Source organism: Streptomyces sp. NPDC028419, from assembly GCF_055565515.1.
Genome location: NZ_JBVHUE010000004.1, coordinates 325975 through 341683, shown reverse-complemented (window position 1 = coordinate 341683; position 15709 = coordinate 325975). Strand labels below are relative to the sequence as shown.

Here is a 15709-nt window from a genome sequence, read left to right as displayed (position 1 = left end):
GGGCCGCGAACGCGGTGGCTGTTTATGCGCTTGGCCCCCCCCCCCCCCCCCCCCCCCCCCCCCCCCCCCCCCCGGGCCCGGTGGCGGGCGGCTGGTGGTGGCGGCCGCCGTCTGGCCGCGGGCGGGGCTCTCGGGGCTGCGGATCGCGGCCTACGGGCGGGACCGCTCGGTGGAGGAGGTCGCCACGGACGGCGTGCGGCTGGAGGACACCCACCTCGACGTGCCGTGGCTGCGGGCCTGCCTGCCGGGGCCGCCGCCGGAGCGGCCCCCGCCGCGGGTGGTGGAGCGCTGGCGAAGGGCGGCCGCGGCCCGCTTCGACTGGCTCTAGGGCGGGGCGGGGCGCACGCTGGAGGGACAGAGCCCTGGAGGTGGTGCGTCATGTCCACGCTCGCCGGATGGCATGTGGAACTGGAATTCACCGAGGACGGCCACCGCACCAACGCGGCGGCGCTGCTCCGGCTGGCCGACGGCTCGGAGGTGAAGGGGCGCGGCTACGCCATGCGACACCCCTCCGACCCGGAACAGCTGAGGGTCGGAGAGGAGATCGCGGGAGCGCGGGCGCTGATGGACATCGCGTCCCAGCTGCTGCAGAAGGCGCACGCGGAGATCGATGAGGCGACCGGCCGGCACTCCTACCCGCTCAACCACTGAACCGCGGGCTCGGACTACTGCGGCATCGACGCCGTGATGACCGAGAAGGCGCCGCCCTGGGGGTCGGCGAGGACGGCCATGCGGCCCGCGGCCATGTCGAAGGCGGGGGCGAGGACGCTGCCGCCGGCGCGGACCGCGGCGGCCTGGACCTCGTCCACGTTGTCGACGTGGAAGTACGCCTGCCAGTGCGGGGGGACGCCCGGCGGGAGCGAGGACAGGTCCATCATCCCGCCGACCGCGCGGTCGTCGACCTTGAACTCGACGTACCCGTCGGCCCCCGGCATGTCGGAGCGGGCCGTGGTGACGGGCAGGACGGACGAGTAGAACGCCGACGCGGCCGCGAGGTCGGGGGTGACCAGCTCGTTCCAGATGAGCGCGCCGTGCTCGTTGACGATGCCCGCGCCGTCGAAGGTGCCGGGCTGCCACAGGCCGACGACCGCGCCCGTCGGGTCGGCGATGACCGCCATCCGGCCGAGGTCCATGACGTCCATCGGGCCCATCATGACCGTGCCGCCGCTGTCGCCGATGGACTTGAGGGTGCCGTCGATGTTGTCGGTGGACAGGTACGTCGTCCAGACGGTCGGCGGCATCGGGTCGGGGACGGTGCCGTCGGGGTTCGACGCCTTCATGATGCCGGCGACGGGCTTGCCCTTGAGGGTGCAGACGGAATACCCGCCCTGCTCGGCCGGGCCGACCTCGCCCTGCCAGCCGAAGAGGTCGCAGTAGAAGTCGAGGGCGGCCTGCTGGTCGGGGACCATCAGGTCGATCCAACACGGGGTGCCGGGCTTGTAGGGGCCGCTCATGTCGGGCACGGATGCCTCCGGGTGGGGACTGCTCGGGGATGGACGGGCGGTCCATACCCGTCCCGTGCCGTTCGAACCGGGCCGTACGGGTGATCGTAGGGGTGGCCCGCTGGCGGCTTGCAGGATCGGCGACGTCGAGGCCGGACGGCGGCGCGAATGATCGTGATCGACGCGAGCGCCGTCGTCATGCTGGTCGCGGACGCGGGTCCGGTGGGCGAGGCGGTGCGCGAGCGGGTGGTCGGGGAGCGGCTCGCCGCCCCCTACCTGCTCGACGTGGAGGTGACGCAGGCGCTGCTCGGCCGCCACCGGGGAGGAAAGCTCTCCGCCCGTCAGCTGGACGCGGCCTGGGACGACTTCGCGGCCCTGCCCGTCCGGCGGATGGAGCACCTTCCCGTGCTTCCTCGGGTGCGCGAGCTGTACGCGAACCTCTCCGCGTACGACGCCACCAGCGTGGCCCTGGCCGAGGGGTTCCAGGTGCCGCTCGTCACCTGCGACGCGCGCATCGCCCGGTCCGGGAGCCCCCGCCCCCCGGGTGCGGCGGGGGGCGGCGCGCTGCGCGGAGCCGCTGGTGGCTGCTTACGGGCAGAGGTGGTTCGGGCGCGGGTGGCACTCGCCGGGGTCGGTCGGGTCGGTGGGGCCGCCGGGCCGGTAGTTCGACCACCACAGCGCGGTGGACCCGCTGTAGACCACCAGGTTGCCGCCGTCCTGGATCGCCAGGTAGGCGCCCGGGTGGTGGTCGGTCGCGCTGTTCCACAGCGGGCGCATGGCGGCGTCGTAGGAGACGAGGTTGCCGTCGGCCTGCATGTAGAAGGTGTTGCCGTAGCCGTAGCTGCCGACGGCCGTCCAGATCGCGACGTTGTCGCGGTACAGCACCACGTGCCCGTCGTACTGCTGGATCAGCATGGTCCGCCGGTCGGGCGAGTACCAGGCTTCGCCGCGGTTCAGGCCGGCGGTGCCGTAGATGACGGTCTGCGGGACGGTGACGTTCGCGGCGGCCGGGGCGGCGACGGACGCCGACGGCGGCGCCGCCGGGGCGGCCTGTGCCGTCGCGGCGCCCAGACCGGCCGGGACCAGGGCCAGGACGGTGGCGGCCACCCATAAGGCGGGGCGGATGCGAGCTCGGTTCATGCGGACTCCGTGTGGTCGATCCGGATGGACGCCCGCAGGCTTTCAGTGGAATCCGGGACACAGGAGCAGGAATTCGGCCGTTTCACCACAGGTCCGGAAACGGCCGACGGCCCCGCCTCCGGTGCGGAGGCGGGGCCGACGTGGGTCGGATCCGGGTCGCCCCGGAGCCGACCCGTTGTCGCGTCAGAGCTTCTCGGGGGTGCGGATGCCGAGGAGGGACATGCCCTTGGCGAGGGTGGAGGCGGTCAGGTCGGCCAGGAAGAGGCGGTTCTCGCCGACGGCGAGCTCCGGCTCGGGCTTGATGACCGGGCACTGCTCGTAGAACGTGCTGAACAGGGAGGACAGCTGGTAGAGGTACGCGGCCACCTTGTGCGGGGCGTACTCGGTGGCGGCCTCCTCGATCAGCTCGCCGAACCCGTCCAGGTGCAGGCCCAGCGCGCGCTCGGCCGGGGCCAGCTCCAGCTCCGGGTGGGCCAGCGGGGAGCGGTCGCCCGCCTTGCGCAGGATGGAGCGGATGCGGGCGTACGCGTACTGGAGGTAGACGGAGGTGTCGCCGTTGAGCGAGACCATCTGGTCCAGGTCGAACTTGTAGTCGCGCGCGGCGGAGGTGGACAGGTCCGCGTACTTCACCGCGCCGATGCCGACGTACTGGCCGTTCTCGACGATCTCGGCCTCGGTCAGGCCGACCTTCTCGGCCTTCTCGCGCACGACCGCGGTCGCCCGCTCGACGGCCTCGTCGAGGAGGTCCACCAGCCGGACGGTCTCGCCCTCACGGGTCTTGAACGGCTTGCCGTCCTTGCCGAGGACGGTGCCGAAGGCGAGCTGGACGGCCTTGGTGTCCTCGTCCAGCCAGCCGGCGCGGCGGGCCGTCTCGAAGACCATCTTGAAGTGCAGGGACTGGCGCGCGTCCACGACGTACAGCAGGGTCGTGGCCTTGAGGTTGCCCACCCGGTCGCGGATCGCGGACAGGTCGGTCGCGGCGTAGCCGAAGCCGCCGTCGGACTTCTGGACGATCAGCGGGGTCGGGTTGCCGTCCGGGCCCTTGACGTCCTCGAAGAAGACGCACAGCGCGCCGTTGGAGCGGACGGCGACGCCCGACTCCTCCAGCAGGCGGCAGGTCTCCACCAGCATGTCGTTGTAACCGGACTCGCCGACGACGTCGGGGTCCTGGATGTCCATGTCCAGCTTGTTGAAGACGGAGTAGAAGTAGATCTTCGACTCGTCGACGAACCGCTGCCACAGGGCCAGCGTCTCCGGCTCGCCCGCCTGGAGGTCCACGACCCGGGCGCGGGCGCGGGTCTTGAACTCCTCGTCGGAGTCGAAGAGGGCGCGCGAGGCCTTGTAGAGGCGGTTGAGGTTGGACATCGCCTCCTCGCCGGAGACCTCCGCGCCGCCGGCCGCGGCGTCGTGGTCCAGCTCGTGCGGGTGCTCGATCAGGTACTGGATGAGCATGCCGAACTGCGTGCCCCAGTCGCCGATGTGGTGGCGCCGGACCACGCTCTCGCCGGTGAACTCCAGGATCTCGACCATCGCGGCGCCGATCACGGCGGACCGCAGGTGGCCGACGTGCATCTCCTTGGCCACGTTCGGCTGGGCGTAGTCGATGACCGTGGTGCCCGCGGTCGGCGAGAGCGGCACGCCCAGGCGCGCGTCGGCGGCGCGGGCCGCCAGGGTCTCGACGATCGCGCGGTCGGTGACGGTGATGTTGAGGAAGCCGGGGCCGGAGACCTCGATCTCCTTGATCAGGTCACCGGTGGGAATGCCCTCGACCACGGTCGTCGCGAGCTCGCGCGGATTGGCCTTGGCCTTCTTCGCGAGCGCCAGGATGCCGTTGGCCTGGAAGTCGGCCCGGTCGCTTCGTCGCAGCAGCGGGTCGCTCGCACCGGCGTCCGGCAGGGCGGAGGCGAGTGCGTCGGCGACGCGCTGGTTGACGGAGGAAGCGAGGGAAGGGACCGAGGCCATGAGCTGCCGTTCCTGTGAGGTCGTGCGCGAGCGTGCACTTGGTTGTTCCGACAAAGGCCGAGTATCCCACGCGGGCGCCTTCGGTTTCACGGGAGAAAACAACCTCGGAGCGCTCTGTTCCGTCTGGGAGAATGGCAGCAGCCGGTATTCGAGATAGAAGGACGTGACGTGGCTCAGAGCGCCCCGAGCAGCACAGAGACCGACTGGGTCTCCCGTTTCGCGGACGAGGTCATCGCCGAGGCGGAGCGCCGAGCCCCGGGTAAAACCATCGTCGTCGCGTCCGGACTCTCCCCCTCCGGCCCGATCCACCTGGGCAACCTCCGCGAGGTCATGACCCCGCACCTGGTCGCGGACGAGATCCGCCGCCGGGGCCACGAGGTCCGCCACCTGATCTCGTGGGACGACTACGACCGGTACCGCAAGGTGCCCAAGGGCATCCCCGGCGTCACCGAGGAGTCCCACGCCCAGCACATCGGCCGCCCGCTGACCGCCGTGCCCGCGCCCGAGGGCTCCGCGTACCCGAACTGGTCCGAGCACTTCAAGGCCGCCATGGTCGAGGCGCTGGCCGAGCTGGGCGTCGAGTACGACCCGATCAGCCAGACCGAGCAGTACACCGCCGGTACCTACCGCGACCAGGTGCTGTTCGCGATGAAGCACCGCGCCGACATCGACGCGATCCTCGACCAGTACCGGACCAAGCAGAAGCCGGGCGGCAAGAAGCCGCAGCAGAAGCAGGTCGACGAGGCCGAGCTGGAGGCCGCCGAGGGCTCGGGCGCCGCCGCCGAGGACGACGGCAGCGCGGAGGGTACGGAGTACTTCCCGTACAAGCCGTACTGCGCCGAGTGCGGCAAGGACTTCACCACGGTGACGTCCTACGACGACGAGAGCACCGAGCTGACCTACGTCTGCACCGAGGACGAGTTCACCGAGACGGTCAAGCTCAGCGAGTTCAACCGCGGCAAGCTGGTCTGGAAGGTCGACTGGCCCATGCGCTGGGCCTTCGAGGGCGTCATCTTCGAGCCCTCCGGCGTCGACCACTCCTCGCCCGGCTCCTCCTTCCAGGTCGGCGGGCAGATCGTCGGCATCTTCGGCGGCGAGCAGCCGATCGGCCCGATGTACGCCTTCGTCGGCATCAGCGGCATGGCGAAGATGTCCTCCAGCAAGGGCGGGGTCCCGACCCCGGCCGACGCGCTGAAGATCATGGAGCCGCAGCTGCTGCGCTGGCTGTACGCCCGCCGCAAGCCGAACCAGTCCTTCAAGATCGCCTTCGACCAGGAGATCCAGCGGCTCTACGACGAGTGGGACAAGCTGGAGTCCAAGGTCGCCGACGCCAGCGTGCTGCCCGCCGACGCCGCCTCGCACGCGCGCGCCGTGCGCACCGCCGCCGGTGAGCTGCCGCGCACGCCGCGGCCGCTGCCGTATCGCACGCTCGCCTCGGTCGTGGACATCACGGGCGGGCACGACGAGCAGACGGTCCGGATCCTGAACGACCTCGACCCGGCGCACCCGCTGGGCTCGCTGGACGAGGTGCGCCCGCGCCTCGACCGCGCCGAGAACTGGATCACCACCCAGGTCCCGGCCGACCAGCGCACGCTGGTGCGCGAGGAGCCCGACGCGGAGCTGCTCGGCTCGCTGGACGACGAGGGCCGGGAGTCGCTGCGGCTGCTGCTGGAGGGCCTGGACTCGCACTGGTCGCTCGACGGCCTGACCACGCTCGTCTACGGCGTGCCGAAGGTGATGGCGGGCCTGGAGCCGGACGCCAAGCCGACGCCGGAGCTGAAGGTCGCGCAGCGGACGTTCTTCGCGCTGCTCTACCGGCTGCTGGTGACCCGGGAGACCGGCCCGCGCCTGCCCACGCTGCTGCTCGCGGTCGGGGCGGACCGGGTGCGCAAGCTGCTCGCGGTCTGATCCGCCGTACGTACGGAGAAGGGCCCGCGTCCCCCGGTCGATCGGGGGATGCGGGCCCTTCTCCGTACCGCGTGCCGCCTTACGCGATGTGCTCGTTCTCCAGGTCGGTCTGGTAGCGCTGCTTCAGCTCGGGCATCAGCCGCTTGAGCGTGGTGGCGCTGCGCGGGTGGACGATGCCGTGGCCGTCGGAGAGGTGTATGTCGAGCTGCTCCGGGCTCGGCCAGTTGCCGTGCTCGTCGACGTAGGTGCGGAAGACCTCGTACGCCGCCTCGGCGAACTTCACCTCGTCGACCGGGCTCTCGTCCTGCGGCGCCGGGTTGGCCGCGGGTGCCTGGGGCTGGGGCTGGGGCTGGGTCTGGGTCTGCGGGGCCGGCCGCGGGTCCGCCGGGTCCGGTGCCTGGGCGTCCGGGCCGGTGGGGGGAAGGACCGGGGTGGGCTCCAGGCCCTCGACGTACTGCGGGTTGTAGCCGCCCTCGTACGCGGCCTGCGGGGCCAGCGGCGCCGCGAACCAGGCGCTGTTGTGGGCCGCGGGCATCGCCGTCGGGTCGACCGCGAAGGCCGGCGGGGCGTGCCCGGGGCCGGCGGCGGTGCCGGGAACGGCGACGGGGCCGGGCAGTCGCGGGCCGGGGACGGCCTGCTGTTCGGCCGTGGCCTGCGCGCCCGGTGCGGCGGGCGCCCGGTGCGCCTCCAGGGCCGCCGGTCCCGCCTCGGGGTCCGTGACCGCGACCGGGACGCTGACCGGGGGCAGCAGCGCGGGCTCGATGCCCGCGGCCGCCAGGCCCTCGGGGACGGTCTGGGACAGCGGGACGCCTATGCGGGCCAGGCGCAGCGGCATGAGGGCCTCGACGGGCGCCTTGCGGCGCCAGGCGCGCCCGTAGCGGGCCTGGAGGCGGGCCTGGTAGATGAGCCGGTCCTGTTCCATGCCGACCGCCTGCTCGTAGGAGCGCAGCTCCCACAGCTTCATCCGGCGCCACAGCTTGAAGGTGGGGATCGGCGAGAGCAGCCAGCGGGTGATCCGCACGCCCTCCATGTGCCGGTCCGCGGTGATGTCGGCGATCCGCCCCACCGCGTGCCGGGCCGCCTCGACGGTCACCACGAAGAGGATCGGGATGACGGCGTGCATGCCGACGCCCAGCGGGTCCGGCCAGGCTGCCGCGCCGTTGAAGGCGATCGTGGCGGCGGTCAGCAGCCACGCGGTCTGGCGCAGCAGCGGGAAGGGGATGCGGATCCACGTCAGCAGCAGGTCGAGCGCGAGCAGCACGCAGATGCCCATGTCGATGCCGATCGGGAACACCAGCGAGAAGCTGCCGAACCCCTTCTGCAGCGCCAGCGCGCGCACCGCTGCGTAGGAACCGGCGAAGCCGATCCCCGCGATGACGACGGCGCCGGCGACGACGACGCCGATGAGTATGCGGTGCGTACGAGTCAGCTGCATCGCGGCCACCCGCGATCCCCTCCCACTATCGAGCTACGGCAGGCACAGCGTACGGGTGACGCGATGTCCCCTGCTCCGCACCCCCGTTCGCCCCTTCGGCCAGGTCAGGAGGCGGCGGCCGAAGCGGACGCCGAGGAGGACGGGGAGGCCGACTCGGAGGGCGCGTCCGAGGACGCCGGCTTCTCGCCGGCGGCGGAGACCGAGTTCACGGCTTCGCGGATCGCGGCGATCGCGCTCTCCAGCAGCTTCGCCTGGTCGGGAGCGGCGGCGCCCTCGTAGGCGGCGCCGTTGTAGTCGAGGGAGACGACGACGTTCTGCGTGCGCACGATGACCGTGGTGTTGAAGAAGTCGGCGCCGTCCTTCTTCGTGGCGTAGGTGACCGAGGTGCCCTGGTCGCCGACGCCGCCCACCGGGTCGTTCTTCACGTTCTGGGCGCCTTCGACGGCCTTCGCCGTCTGGAGCTGCTTGTTGTACTGCTCCTCGGCGCGCTTGTTGCCGCTGCCCAGGGACTCGTGCGAGTCGTAGCGGACCAGGGAGACCGCGAGCCAGCGGTAGTCCGAGCCCTTGAGGCCGTTCTCGTCCAGGCCGTTCCAGGAGCAGCTGGCGCGGCTGGTCAGGTCGTTCGACTTGGTGGCGTTGCCGTTCTTGTCCTTGGCCTTCGGGACGAGCGCCTCGATGGTCTTGCCCTGGATCGTCTTGCACGGGTCGGGCAGCGTGGCGTACGCGGCCTTCTCGGGGGCGGACGACGGCTTCGTGCTCGGCGACTTGGACGAAGCGGACGAGTCGGACTTCTTGCCCGTGTCTGCGCTCTTGCCCGAGTCGGACGAGCAGCCGGAGACGGCGAGGATCACCGGGACGGCTGCGCAGGCGATGACGCGGGTGAGGCGCGAGGCTGATCGGTGCATGATTCCTTCGTACGTTTGTGTGTCTATGGGCGCGGGGAACCGGGCAACGGTAGCCCGATCGGGGTCCGCCCTGCTGTGCTCACGGTCACGCCGGGGGCCGGCGAGCGCGTCCCGGAGGTCTCCGGGAGCCCTCCGCGGGCCCTGCGGTCAGCCGCCGATCGGCGGCTGACCAGGCACGCAGCCGTTCGCCGGGTGGCGGGTCAGTCGTTGAAGCGCTCCACCAGCGCCTCGGCCAACTGATGTGCTTCGTCCTGCGTTTCCGCGCTGGAGGGGACCCCGCCGGGCAGCGCGGGCTGCACGCTGTACTCGACGGTGACGATGACGTTCGCGGTGCGGAAGACGATGCGCACGGTCCGCGACTGGGCCGCGGACCCCGCCGCGCTGAGCCGGTCCTCGACGAAGGCGGCGTCCCCGAGCCCCTCCAGGACGCGGGAGCCCAGCTCGGGGGGAGTGGGCGTGGCGGAGGGGGCGGGCGTACCGGCGGGCGTACCGGCGGCAGGCGAACCGGCGGGGGCGCCCGCGGGCGGGGCCGACGGTGCGGTGGAGGGGGCGGTGGAGGGGGCGGTGGACCCCGCCGCCGCGGCGCCGGGGTCCGGGCCGGGGGCGGGTGTCGTGCCCGGGGCGGGGCTCGTGGTCGCGCCGGGGGTCGGGTTGGTCGACGGTACGGGGGCCGGCAGGTGGGCGTCGGTCAGGCGGCGGTCGTACACCTGCTTCGCCTTGTCGTCGTCGCTGCTGGCGGCGCGGTCGTAGGAGACCACCCGCTCGAAGCCGACGGACAGCAGCCGGGTCTCCTCGGGGGTCTGCGCCTTCCAGCGGCAGCCGACGCGCCGGTCGCCGTCGTAGGAGGTGTCCGCGCTCCCGGCGTAGAGCTGGTCGCGCTGCTCCGAGGTGAGCGTGGCGGCGGCCGGGAGCATGGCCTTGAGCCGCTTCACGTCGACCGCCTTGCAGGGCGAGGGCAGGCTGCGGTACTTCCCGGGCGGTGCGGCGGCGGGCGTGGCGCCGCCCGCTTTGGAGTCGCTGGTGGCCCCGGCCCCGGTGCCGCCGGAGCAGCCGGCCATCAGCGCGGTGAGCATCAGGATGCCCGGAAGGACTTGCCGTACCGCTTTGCGCTGCACGTCGTCTGACTCCGTTCGACAGGCTTTCGACAGGCTCTGGGTGGGCCCTCGGTCAGGAAATTGCGTTGCCGCTGCTGGGCCGCGCGTGGACACAATGTCTATCGCACACGCTGGTGCTGACGCCGGTCCCATGTCGTCTTTGGGCCCTGTTGCGAGGCTTTTTGCGTATTGAGACTTTTCAGTGGTTAACGGGGTGTTGAGGACGTTATGTCGTATGTAGAGGTGCCCGGGGCGAAGGTCCCGATCCGGATGTGGACCGATCCGTCCACGGTCGAGGACAGCGCGATGCGACAGCTGCACAACGTCGCGACCCTGCCCTGGATCAAGGGCCTGGCCGTCATGCCGGACGTCCACTACGGCAAGGGCGCCACCGTCGGTTCGGTGATCGCCATGAAGGACGCGGTCTGCCCGGCGGCGGTGGGCGTGGACATCGGCTGCGGCATGTCGGCGGTCCGCACCTCGCTGACGGCCAACGACCTGCCCGGTGACCTGTCACGGCTGCGGTCGAAGATCGAGCAGGCGATCCCGGTCGGGGCGGGCCTGCACAAGGAGGCGGTGGATCCGGCGCGGCTGTACGGCTTCGCGGCCGACGGCTTCGACGACCTCTGGTCGCGCTTCGACTACATCGCGGACGAGGTCAAGTTCCGGCGCGAGCGCGCCGCGAAGCAGCTCGGCACGCTCGGCGGCGGCAACCACTTCATCGAGTTCTGCCTCGACGAGACGGGCGCGGTCTGGCTGATGCTGCACTCCGGTTCCCGGAACATCGGCAACGAGCTGGCCGAACACCACATGGGCGTGGCCCGCGGGCTCGCGCACAACCAGGACCTGGTGGACCGCGACCTCGCGGTGTTCCTGGCGGCGACCCCGCAGATGCAGGACTACCGCAACGACCTCTTCTGGGCGCAGGAGTACGCGAAGTACAACCGCGCCGTGATGATGAGCCTGTTCAAGGAGGTCGTCCGCAAGGAGTTCCGCAAGGCGAAGGTCTCCTTCGACCACGAGATCAGCTGTCACCACAACTACGTGTCCGAAGAGCGCTACGACGGCATGGACCTGCTGGTCACGCGCAAGGGCGCGATCCGCGCGGGCAGCGGCGACTTCGGGATCATCCCCGGTTCGATGGGCACCGGCTCGTACATCGTGAAGGGCCTCGGCAACGAGAAGTCCTTCAACTCGGCCTCGCACGGCGCGGGCCGGAAGATGAGCCGGACCGCGGCGAAGAAGAAGTTCTCGGCGCGCGACCTGGCGGACCAGACCAAGGGCGTGGAGTGCCGCAAGGACTCCGGGGTCGTGGACGAGATCCCGGGCGCCTACAAGTCGATCGAGCAGGTCATCGACCAGCAGACCGACCTCGTCGCGGTCGTGGCCAAGCTCAAGCAGGTCATCTGCGTCAAGGGCTGATCGTCGGCCGTTCGTCATGCTCGGGGGAGTGGAGGGGCCCGGACCGTTTCAAACGGTCCGGGTCCCTCCGTATGTGGGGGTCGATCGTGGCCAACTGTTGTCTGCCGCACGGGGGTTGACGGTCGGAGTTGGTCTAGACCAAGGTGTGCGCCATGTGGAGATCTCGCGTGGTTCTCGGTGTGTTCGCTTCGCTGTCGCTCACCTTCGGGGTGGCCGGATCCGCCGTGGCGGGGGCGGGGTCAGGGGATCCGGTCGCGGCCGGGGCCGCCGCGTCGACCGGTGCCGTGGGCGTGGGGCTGCCGCCCGTCGTCTCGCACGTACCGACCACCGACAAGGTCGTCTTCATCACCATCGACGACGGCTGGAACCACGACCCCGCCGCCGCGCGGACGCTGATCGACAAGCGGGTGCCGGTGTCCCTGTTCCTGTTGCCGGGGGCCACGTCCTACGACACCGGCTACTTCACGGACCTCATCGAGCAGGGCCGGGCCACGGTGGAGAACCACACCGTCAACCACCCGGACCTGACCACGCTCGACGCGGCCGGGAAGGACGCGGAGGTGTGCGGGGCGCGGGAGCGGCTGCGGGGGACCTTCGGGCGGGCACCGCAGCTGCTGCGACCGCCGTACGGAGCCGTCAACGACGACGTGCGGCTCGCGGCGAAGGCGTGCGGGGCGAAGGCGCTGATCACCTGGACCCACGACTTCACCACCTGGAGCCAGACCCCGCCGACCCCGCGGCTGCAGGCGGGGGACATCGTGCTGCTGCACTTCACGCCCACGCTGGAGGCCGACCTGGAGCGGGCGCTGGGCGCGGCGAAGGCCGCGGGCCTGAAGCCCGCGGCCCTCCTGCCCCAGCTCAAGGCCGCCGGGCTGGCGTAGCCGGGGGCCGGGAGCCGGGGTCGGGGTCGCGCGGAGCGCTGGTTACAGGTCGCGGTGGACCTTCGTGTTCGAGGCCTGGGCGCGCGGGCGGACCACCAGCAGGTCGATGTTGACGTGGCTGGGGCGGGTCACGGCCCAGGTGATGGTGTCGGCCACGTCGTCGGCGGTCAGCGGCTCGGCGACGCCCGCGTACACCTTGGCCGCCTTGTCCGCGTCACCGCGGAAGCGGGTCGTGGCGAACTCCTCCGTCTTGACCATGCCCGGCGCGATCTCGATCACGCGGACCGGCTGGCCGACGATCTCCAGGCGGAGGGTCTCGGCCAGGACGCGGGCGCCGTTCTTCGCGGCGACGTAGCCCGCGCCGCCCTCGTACGTCGAGTGCCCGGCGGTCGAGGACAGGACCACGACGGTGCCGTCGCCGGAGGCGGTCAGGGCCGGGAGCAGGGCCTGGGTGACATGGAGCGTGCCGATGACGTTGACCTCGTACATCGTGCGCCAGTCGGCCGGGTCGCCGGTGGCGACCGGCTCGGCGCCGATGGCCCCGCCCGCGTTGTTGACCAGCACGTCGACGGAGGGGAACTGCTCCAGGAACGCGGCGAAGGCGTCGACGGCGGCGCGGTCGGTCACGTCCAGGGCGTGGGCGGTGGCGAGCTGCCCGGCCGCGGTGATCTCGGCGGCGAGCTGCTCGATGCGGTCCTTGCGGCGGGCGGTCAGCACGACGTGGTAGCCCGCGCCGGCGAGCTGCCGTGCGGTGGCCGCGCCGATTCCGCTGCTCGCCCCGGTGACGACTGCGATGCGGGGGGTCATGGGAGCGCTCCTCGTTCGGGTGATCGATACCCGGCCAGCATAGGCATGCGGACGGGACCCCGGGGGTGCTCAGCGGCCGCGCGGGGCGTACATGATCAGGGCCATCCCGGCCAGGCAGACCAGGGCTCCGGCGAGGTCCCAGCGGTCGGGGCGGTAGCCGTCGGCGACCCTGCCCCAGGCGAGGGATCCGGCCACGAAGACCCCGCCGTACGCGGCCAGTACCCGGGCGAAGTCGCCCTCGGGCTGGAGCGTGGCGACGAAGCCGTAGAGGCCGAGGGCGATGACCCCGGCGCCGATCCAGACCCAGCCCTTGTGGTCGCGCACGCCCTGCCAGACGAGCCAGGCGCCACCGATCTCCAGGACGGCGGCGAGGGCGAACAGGGACGCGGAGCGGACGATCAGCATGGGGGCAACCTTGGCACGCGACCGGCGTGGGGCGGTGCGTGCGGGCTGTGGTGTGTGGGGGTTGTGGTGCGTGTGGGTTGTGGTGCGGGCGGGCTGTGTCGCGTACTCGGGGGCCTCGCAGATGGCGGTGGGCGCGCCCTCGTTCGTGTGATGGTCCGACCGGTGGGGGGTGGGGGTCGTTAGCCTCCGCGCGTGGAGGTGGTGACGGTGGCGGTGTGCCGTGGCGTCGTACGAATCGTGGTGGCCCTCGGGCTGGTCCTGGCCGGGGCCGCGGCCCAGACGGGAGCCGCGCGGGCCGGGGTGGCACCGGCCCGGGTGGCACCGACTGCCGGGGTGGGGGCCGAGCGGGTCGGCGCGGTGCGGGTGCCCGAGGCCGACGTGTCCTACCGCGGGCGGGTGAAGCTGTCCGCCGGGCGGCTCGCGGTCTGGGTGGTCCCGGAGAACGAGGGTCCCGCCCCGCTCGCGAACACCACCCTGCGGCTGCGGTTGTCCGCGGACCTCGCCGACGGCCAGGAGCTGGCGGAGGGCTGCGCCCGGGCCGGGCAGCGCGAGGTGATGTGCGAGACGGGGGCCCTGCCCGCGCACGGGCAGGGCCGCCACATCGGGCTGCGGCTGTGGTTGAAGGAGCGGCCGTCGGAAGTGGTGGTGCGCGTGGACACCTGGTGGAACGGCGGCGCGAACGACCGCAACCACGCCAACGACGAGCACACGGTGCTCGCCCTCGACACCGGTGACTCCTACTCCTTCTGAGGCCGCTACTCCTTCATGGACCGCTACTCCTTCTGGGATCGCTACTCCTTCAGGGGTCGCAGGATCCAGCGCGCGACGGCCCGGTCGACCTCGGCGGGAGTGGGCGCGGGGGCGGACCAGGCGACGTAACCGTCGGGGCGCACGAGCACGCAGGCGGTGCGTCCGGCGGTGCGCCAGGAGGCGTGGGTGAGCCCCGGCTCCGCCGCGGGTCGGGGAGTTCCGGGCGGGGTGATCAGGACGAAGGTGTCGGCGCGCAGCAGCTCGTACAGCCTGCCCTCGCGCAGGACCGCGTCGGGCGCGCGACGGCCCGCCGGGCGGGCGCCGCCGGGCGGCGGCGGGTAGGAGATGCCGATCCCGGAGACCATGCGCACCGCGCGGTCGCGCGCGGGCCGGATCCGTCCCAGCAGTGCGGCGCCGACGTCGCGGGCCGTGCGGCGCACCGGGGTGGTGGCCATCGTGATCCGGGTCAGGGCGCCGCTGCCGCGCAGTACGAGGCGGCCGACGGGGTGCCGCTCGCCCTCGTAGCTGTCGAGCAGGGCCTCGGGGTCGGGGGCGCGTCCGAGGAGGACGGCCGTGAGCTTCCAGGAGAGGTTGGCGGCGTCCTGGAGGCCGGTGTTCATGCCCTGGCCGCCGGCGGGGGAGTGGACGTGGGCGGCGTCGCCGGCGAGGAAGACGCGACCCACGCGGTAGTGCGGGACCTGGCGTTCGTCGGCGTGGAAGCGGGAGATCCAGCGGGGGTCGTGCATGCCGTGGTCGGTGCCGAGGGCGGCGCGCGTGATGGTGCGCAGCTCGTCGAAGTCGACGGGGTCGCCGTCCTGGGCCCGGCCGTCGCGGTGCCAGGCGATGGCCCGGTACCAGCCGTCGCCGAAGGGGACGAGGAAGGCGAAGGCCCGGCCGCTGCTGTTGACGGCGAGCTGGTCCGGGGGTTCCTCGGTCAGGCGTACGTCGGCCAGCACCATCGAGCTGACCACGGCGTGGCCGGGGAAGGGCAGGCCGAGTTCGCGGCGGACGGTGGAACGGACGCCGTCGGCGCCGACGACGTGGCGGGCGTGCAGGGTGAGCGGGGTGCCTGGGGTGCCCGGGGTGTTCGTGGGGGTGAGGAGGTCGAGGGTGACGGTGTCCTGACCCTCGGCCTGATGCAGTGCGATCAGCTCATGGTCGTACCGGATGTCCACACCTGTGGACAACGCGCGACGCTCCAGCAGGTGTTCGGTCTCAAATTGAGGGGTGATGAGGACGAACGGGAAGCGGGTGGGGAGCGTGTCCAAGGAAAGGGTGAGTCCGCCGAAGAGGCGGAGCTGCCGGATCGGGCGGCCGGTGGCGACGAGATCGTCGGCGAGTCCGCGCGCGTCGAGGAGTTCGAGGGTGCGGGCGTGGACGGCGAAGGCGCGCGTGAGGTTGGCGGCGGTCTGCGGGCGCCGCTCGATCAGAGTGACGGTCAGTCCGGCGGCGGCGAGATCTCCGGCGATCAGTAGACCGGTCGGACCGGCGCCGATCACCGCGACGTCCACGACGTCCACGACGTCCGGGGCGGCCATGACGTCCGGGGCGGCCACGA

Annotated in this window: 15 protein-coding genes and 1 pseudogene; 7 read left to right on the top strand and 9 right to left on the bottom strand. The window is 72.1% G+C overall.

Annotation, left to right across the window (positions count from 1 at the left end; all coding sequences use genetic code 11):
• Positions 1-94: 94 nt before the first annotated feature.
• Positions 95-328, top strand: coding sequence for a hypothetical protein (locus ACZ4UB_RS07720; RefSeq protein ID WP_468068899.1), 234 nt, complete (start codon positions 95-97; stop codon positions 326-328).
• A 50-nt stretch (positions 329-378) separates the two neighbouring features.
• On the top strand, positions 379-651 hold the full coding sequence (locus ACZ4UB_RS07715; RefSeq protein WP_468068896.1) for a DUF1876 domain-containing protein: 273 nt from the start codon (positions 379-381) through the stop codon (positions 649-651).
• Between the two features lie 14 nt (positions 652-665).
• On the opposite strand, the gene ACZ4UB_RS07710 is transcribed toward ACZ4UB_RS07715, so the two are convergent.
• A complete protein-coding gene (locus tag ACZ4UB_RS07710; RefSeq protein WP_468068950.1) occupies positions 666-1454 on the bottom strand; it encodes a VOC family protein in 789 nt (262 codons plus the stop codon).
• Positions 1455-1610: 156 nt separating this feature from the next.
• On the opposite strand from ACZ4UB_RS07710, the pseudogene ACZ4UB_RS07705 reads away from it, so the two are divergent.
• Positions 1611-1952 (top strand): annotated as a pseudogene (locus tag ACZ4UB_RS07705) (type II toxin-antitoxin system VapC family toxin); the annotation flags it as partial.
• Positions 1953-2030: 78 nt separating this feature from the next.
• On the opposite strand, the gene ACZ4UB_RS07700 reads toward ACZ4UB_RS07705, so the two are convergent.
• Both ACZ4UB_RS07700 and argS read right to left on the bottom strand, forming a co-directional pair.
• On the bottom strand, positions 2031-2582 hold the full coding sequence (locus tag ACZ4UB_RS07700; RefSeq protein ID WP_468068951.1) for a hypothetical protein: 552 nt from the start codon (positions 2580-2582) through the stop codon (positions 2031-2033).
• 183 nt (positions 2583-2765) lie between these two features.
• On the bottom strand, positions 2766-4544 hold the full coding sequence (gene argS, locus ACZ4UB_RS07695; protein WP_468068895.1) for an arginine--tRNA ligase: 1779 nt from the start codon (positions 4542-4544) through the stop codon (positions 2766-2768).
• A gap of 168 nt (positions 4545-4712) precedes the next feature.
• Here argS and lysS point away from each other — a divergent pair, with 168 nt between their 5' ends.
• Positions 4713-6452 carry a lysine--tRNA ligase gene (gene lysS, locus ACZ4UB_RS07690; protein ID WP_468068893.1) on the top strand — a complete coding sequence of 580 codons (1740 nt, stop codon included), beginning with the start codon at positions 4713-4715 and terminating at the stop codon, positions 6450-6452.
• A gap of 79 nt (positions 6453-6531) precedes the next feature.
• On the opposite strand, the gene ACZ4UB_RS07685 is transcribed toward lysS, so the two are convergent.
• From ACZ4UB_RS07685 to ACZ4UB_RS07675, 3 genes are all read right to left on the bottom strand, one after another.
• On the bottom strand, positions 6532-7896 hold the full coding sequence (locus ACZ4UB_RS07685) for a DUF2637 domain-containing protein (protein WP_468068892.1): 1365 nt from the start codon (positions 7894-7896) through the stop codon (positions 6532-6534).
• 95 nt (positions 7897-7991) lie between these two features.
• Positions 7992-8792 carry a DUF3558 family protein gene (locus ACZ4UB_RS07680; RefSeq protein ID WP_354380367.1) on the bottom strand — a complete coding sequence of 267 codons (801 nt, stop codon included), beginning with the start codon at positions 8790-8792 and terminating at the stop codon, positions 7992-7994.
• A gap of 200 nt (positions 8793-8992) precedes the next feature.
• Positions 8993-9907 (bottom strand): DUF3558 domain-containing protein, encoded by a 915-nt coding sequence (locus ACZ4UB_RS07675; RefSeq protein ID WP_468068891.1) that lies wholly within the window; start codon positions 9905-9907, stop codon positions 8993-8995.
• Positions 9908-10114: 207 nt separating this feature from the next.
• On the opposite strand from ACZ4UB_RS07675, the gene ACZ4UB_RS07670 reads away from it, so the two are divergent.
• The gene (locus ACZ4UB_RS07670) at positions 10115-11308 is read left to right on the top strand and encodes an RtcB family protein (RefSeq protein ID WP_467967284.1); all 1194 of its coding nucleotides are present in this window, start codon (positions 10115-10117) and stop codon (positions 11306-11308) included.
• 152 nt (positions 11309-11460) lie between these two features.
• On the top strand, positions 11461-12189 hold the full coding sequence (locus ACZ4UB_RS07665; RefSeq protein ID WP_468068890.1) for a polysaccharide deacetylase family protein: 729 nt from the start codon (positions 11461-11463) through the stop codon (positions 12187-12189).
• A 42-nt stretch (positions 12190-12231) separates the two neighbouring features.
• Here the strand turns inward: ACZ4UB_RS07665 and ACZ4UB_RS07660 are convergent, their stop codons facing one another.
• Complete coding sequence (locus ACZ4UB_RS07660; RefSeq protein WP_467967280.1) at positions 12232-12996, bottom strand: SDR family NAD(P)-dependent oxidoreductase; 765 nt, start codon at positions 12994-12996, stop codon at positions 12232-12234.
• A 69-nt stretch (positions 12997-13065) separates the two neighbouring features.
• Positions 13066-13401: a YnfA family protein gene (locus ACZ4UB_RS07655; RefSeq protein WP_468068889.1), complete on the bottom strand. Its 336-nt coding sequence runs from the start codon at positions 13399-13401 to the stop codon at positions 13066-13068.
• 192 nt (positions 13402-13593) lie between these two features.
• Between ACZ4UB_RS07655 and ACZ4UB_RS07650 the strand changes: the two genes are divergently transcribed.
• Entirely contained in the window at positions 13594-14151 is a 558-nt protein-coding gene (locus tag ACZ4UB_RS07650) for a hypothetical protein (RefSeq protein ID WP_468068888.1), read from the top strand.
• A 41-nt stretch (positions 14152-14192) separates the two neighbouring features.
• Here the strand turns inward: ACZ4UB_RS07650 and ACZ4UB_RS07645 are convergent, their stop codons facing one another.
• Positions 14193-15689, bottom strand: coding sequence for an FAD-dependent oxidoreductase (locus tag ACZ4UB_RS07645; protein ID WP_468068948.1), 1497 nt, complete (start codon positions 15687-15689; stop codon positions 14193-14195).
• Positions 15690-15709: the final 20 nt, after the last annotated feature.

Excerpts from the sequence above, each read along its gene's own strand:
- ACZ4UB_RS07700 (WP_468068951.1), bottom strand. The coding sequence starts at position 2,582 with ATGAACCGAGCTCGCATCCGCCCCGCCTTATGGGTGGCCGCCACCGTC.
- ACZ4UB_RS07665 (WP_468068890.1), top strand. The coding sequence starts at position 11,461 with ATGTGGAGATCTCGCGTGGTTCTCGGTGTGTTCGCTTCGCTGTCGCTC.
- ACZ4UB_RS07645 (WP_468068948.1), bottom strand. The coding sequence starts at position 15,689 with ATGGCCGCCCCGGACGTCGTGGACGTCGTGGACGTCGCGGTGATCGGC.
- ACZ4UB_RS07715 (WP_468068896.1), top strand. The coding sequence starts at position 379 with ATGTCCACGCTCGCCGGATGGCATGTGGAACTGGAATTCACCGAGGAC.
- argS (WP_468068895.1), bottom strand. The coding sequence starts at position 4,544 with ATGGCCTCGGTCCCTTCCCTCGCTTCCTCCGTCAACCAGCGCGTCGCC.
- ACZ4UB_RS07710 (WP_468068950.1), bottom strand. The coding sequence starts at position 1,454 with ATGAGCGGCCCCTACAAGCCCGGCACCCCGTGTTGGATCGACCTGATG.
- ACZ4UB_RS07680 (WP_354380367.1), bottom strand. The coding sequence starts at position 8,792 with ATGCACCGATCAGCCTCGCGCCTCACCCGCGTCATCGCCTGCGCAGCC.
- ACZ4UB_RS07655 (WP_468068889.1), bottom strand. The coding sequence starts at position 13,401 with ATGCTGATCGTCCGCTCCGCGTCCCTGTTCGCCCTCGCCGCCGTCCTG.
- ACZ4UB_RS07660 (WP_467967280.1), bottom strand. The coding sequence starts at position 12,996 with ATGACCCCCCGCATCGCAGTCGTCACCGGGGCGAGCAGCGGAATCGGC.
- ACZ4UB_RS07670 (WP_467967284.1), top strand. The coding sequence starts at position 10,115 with ATGTCGTATGTAGAGGTGCCCGGGGCGAAGGTCCCGATCCGGATGTGG.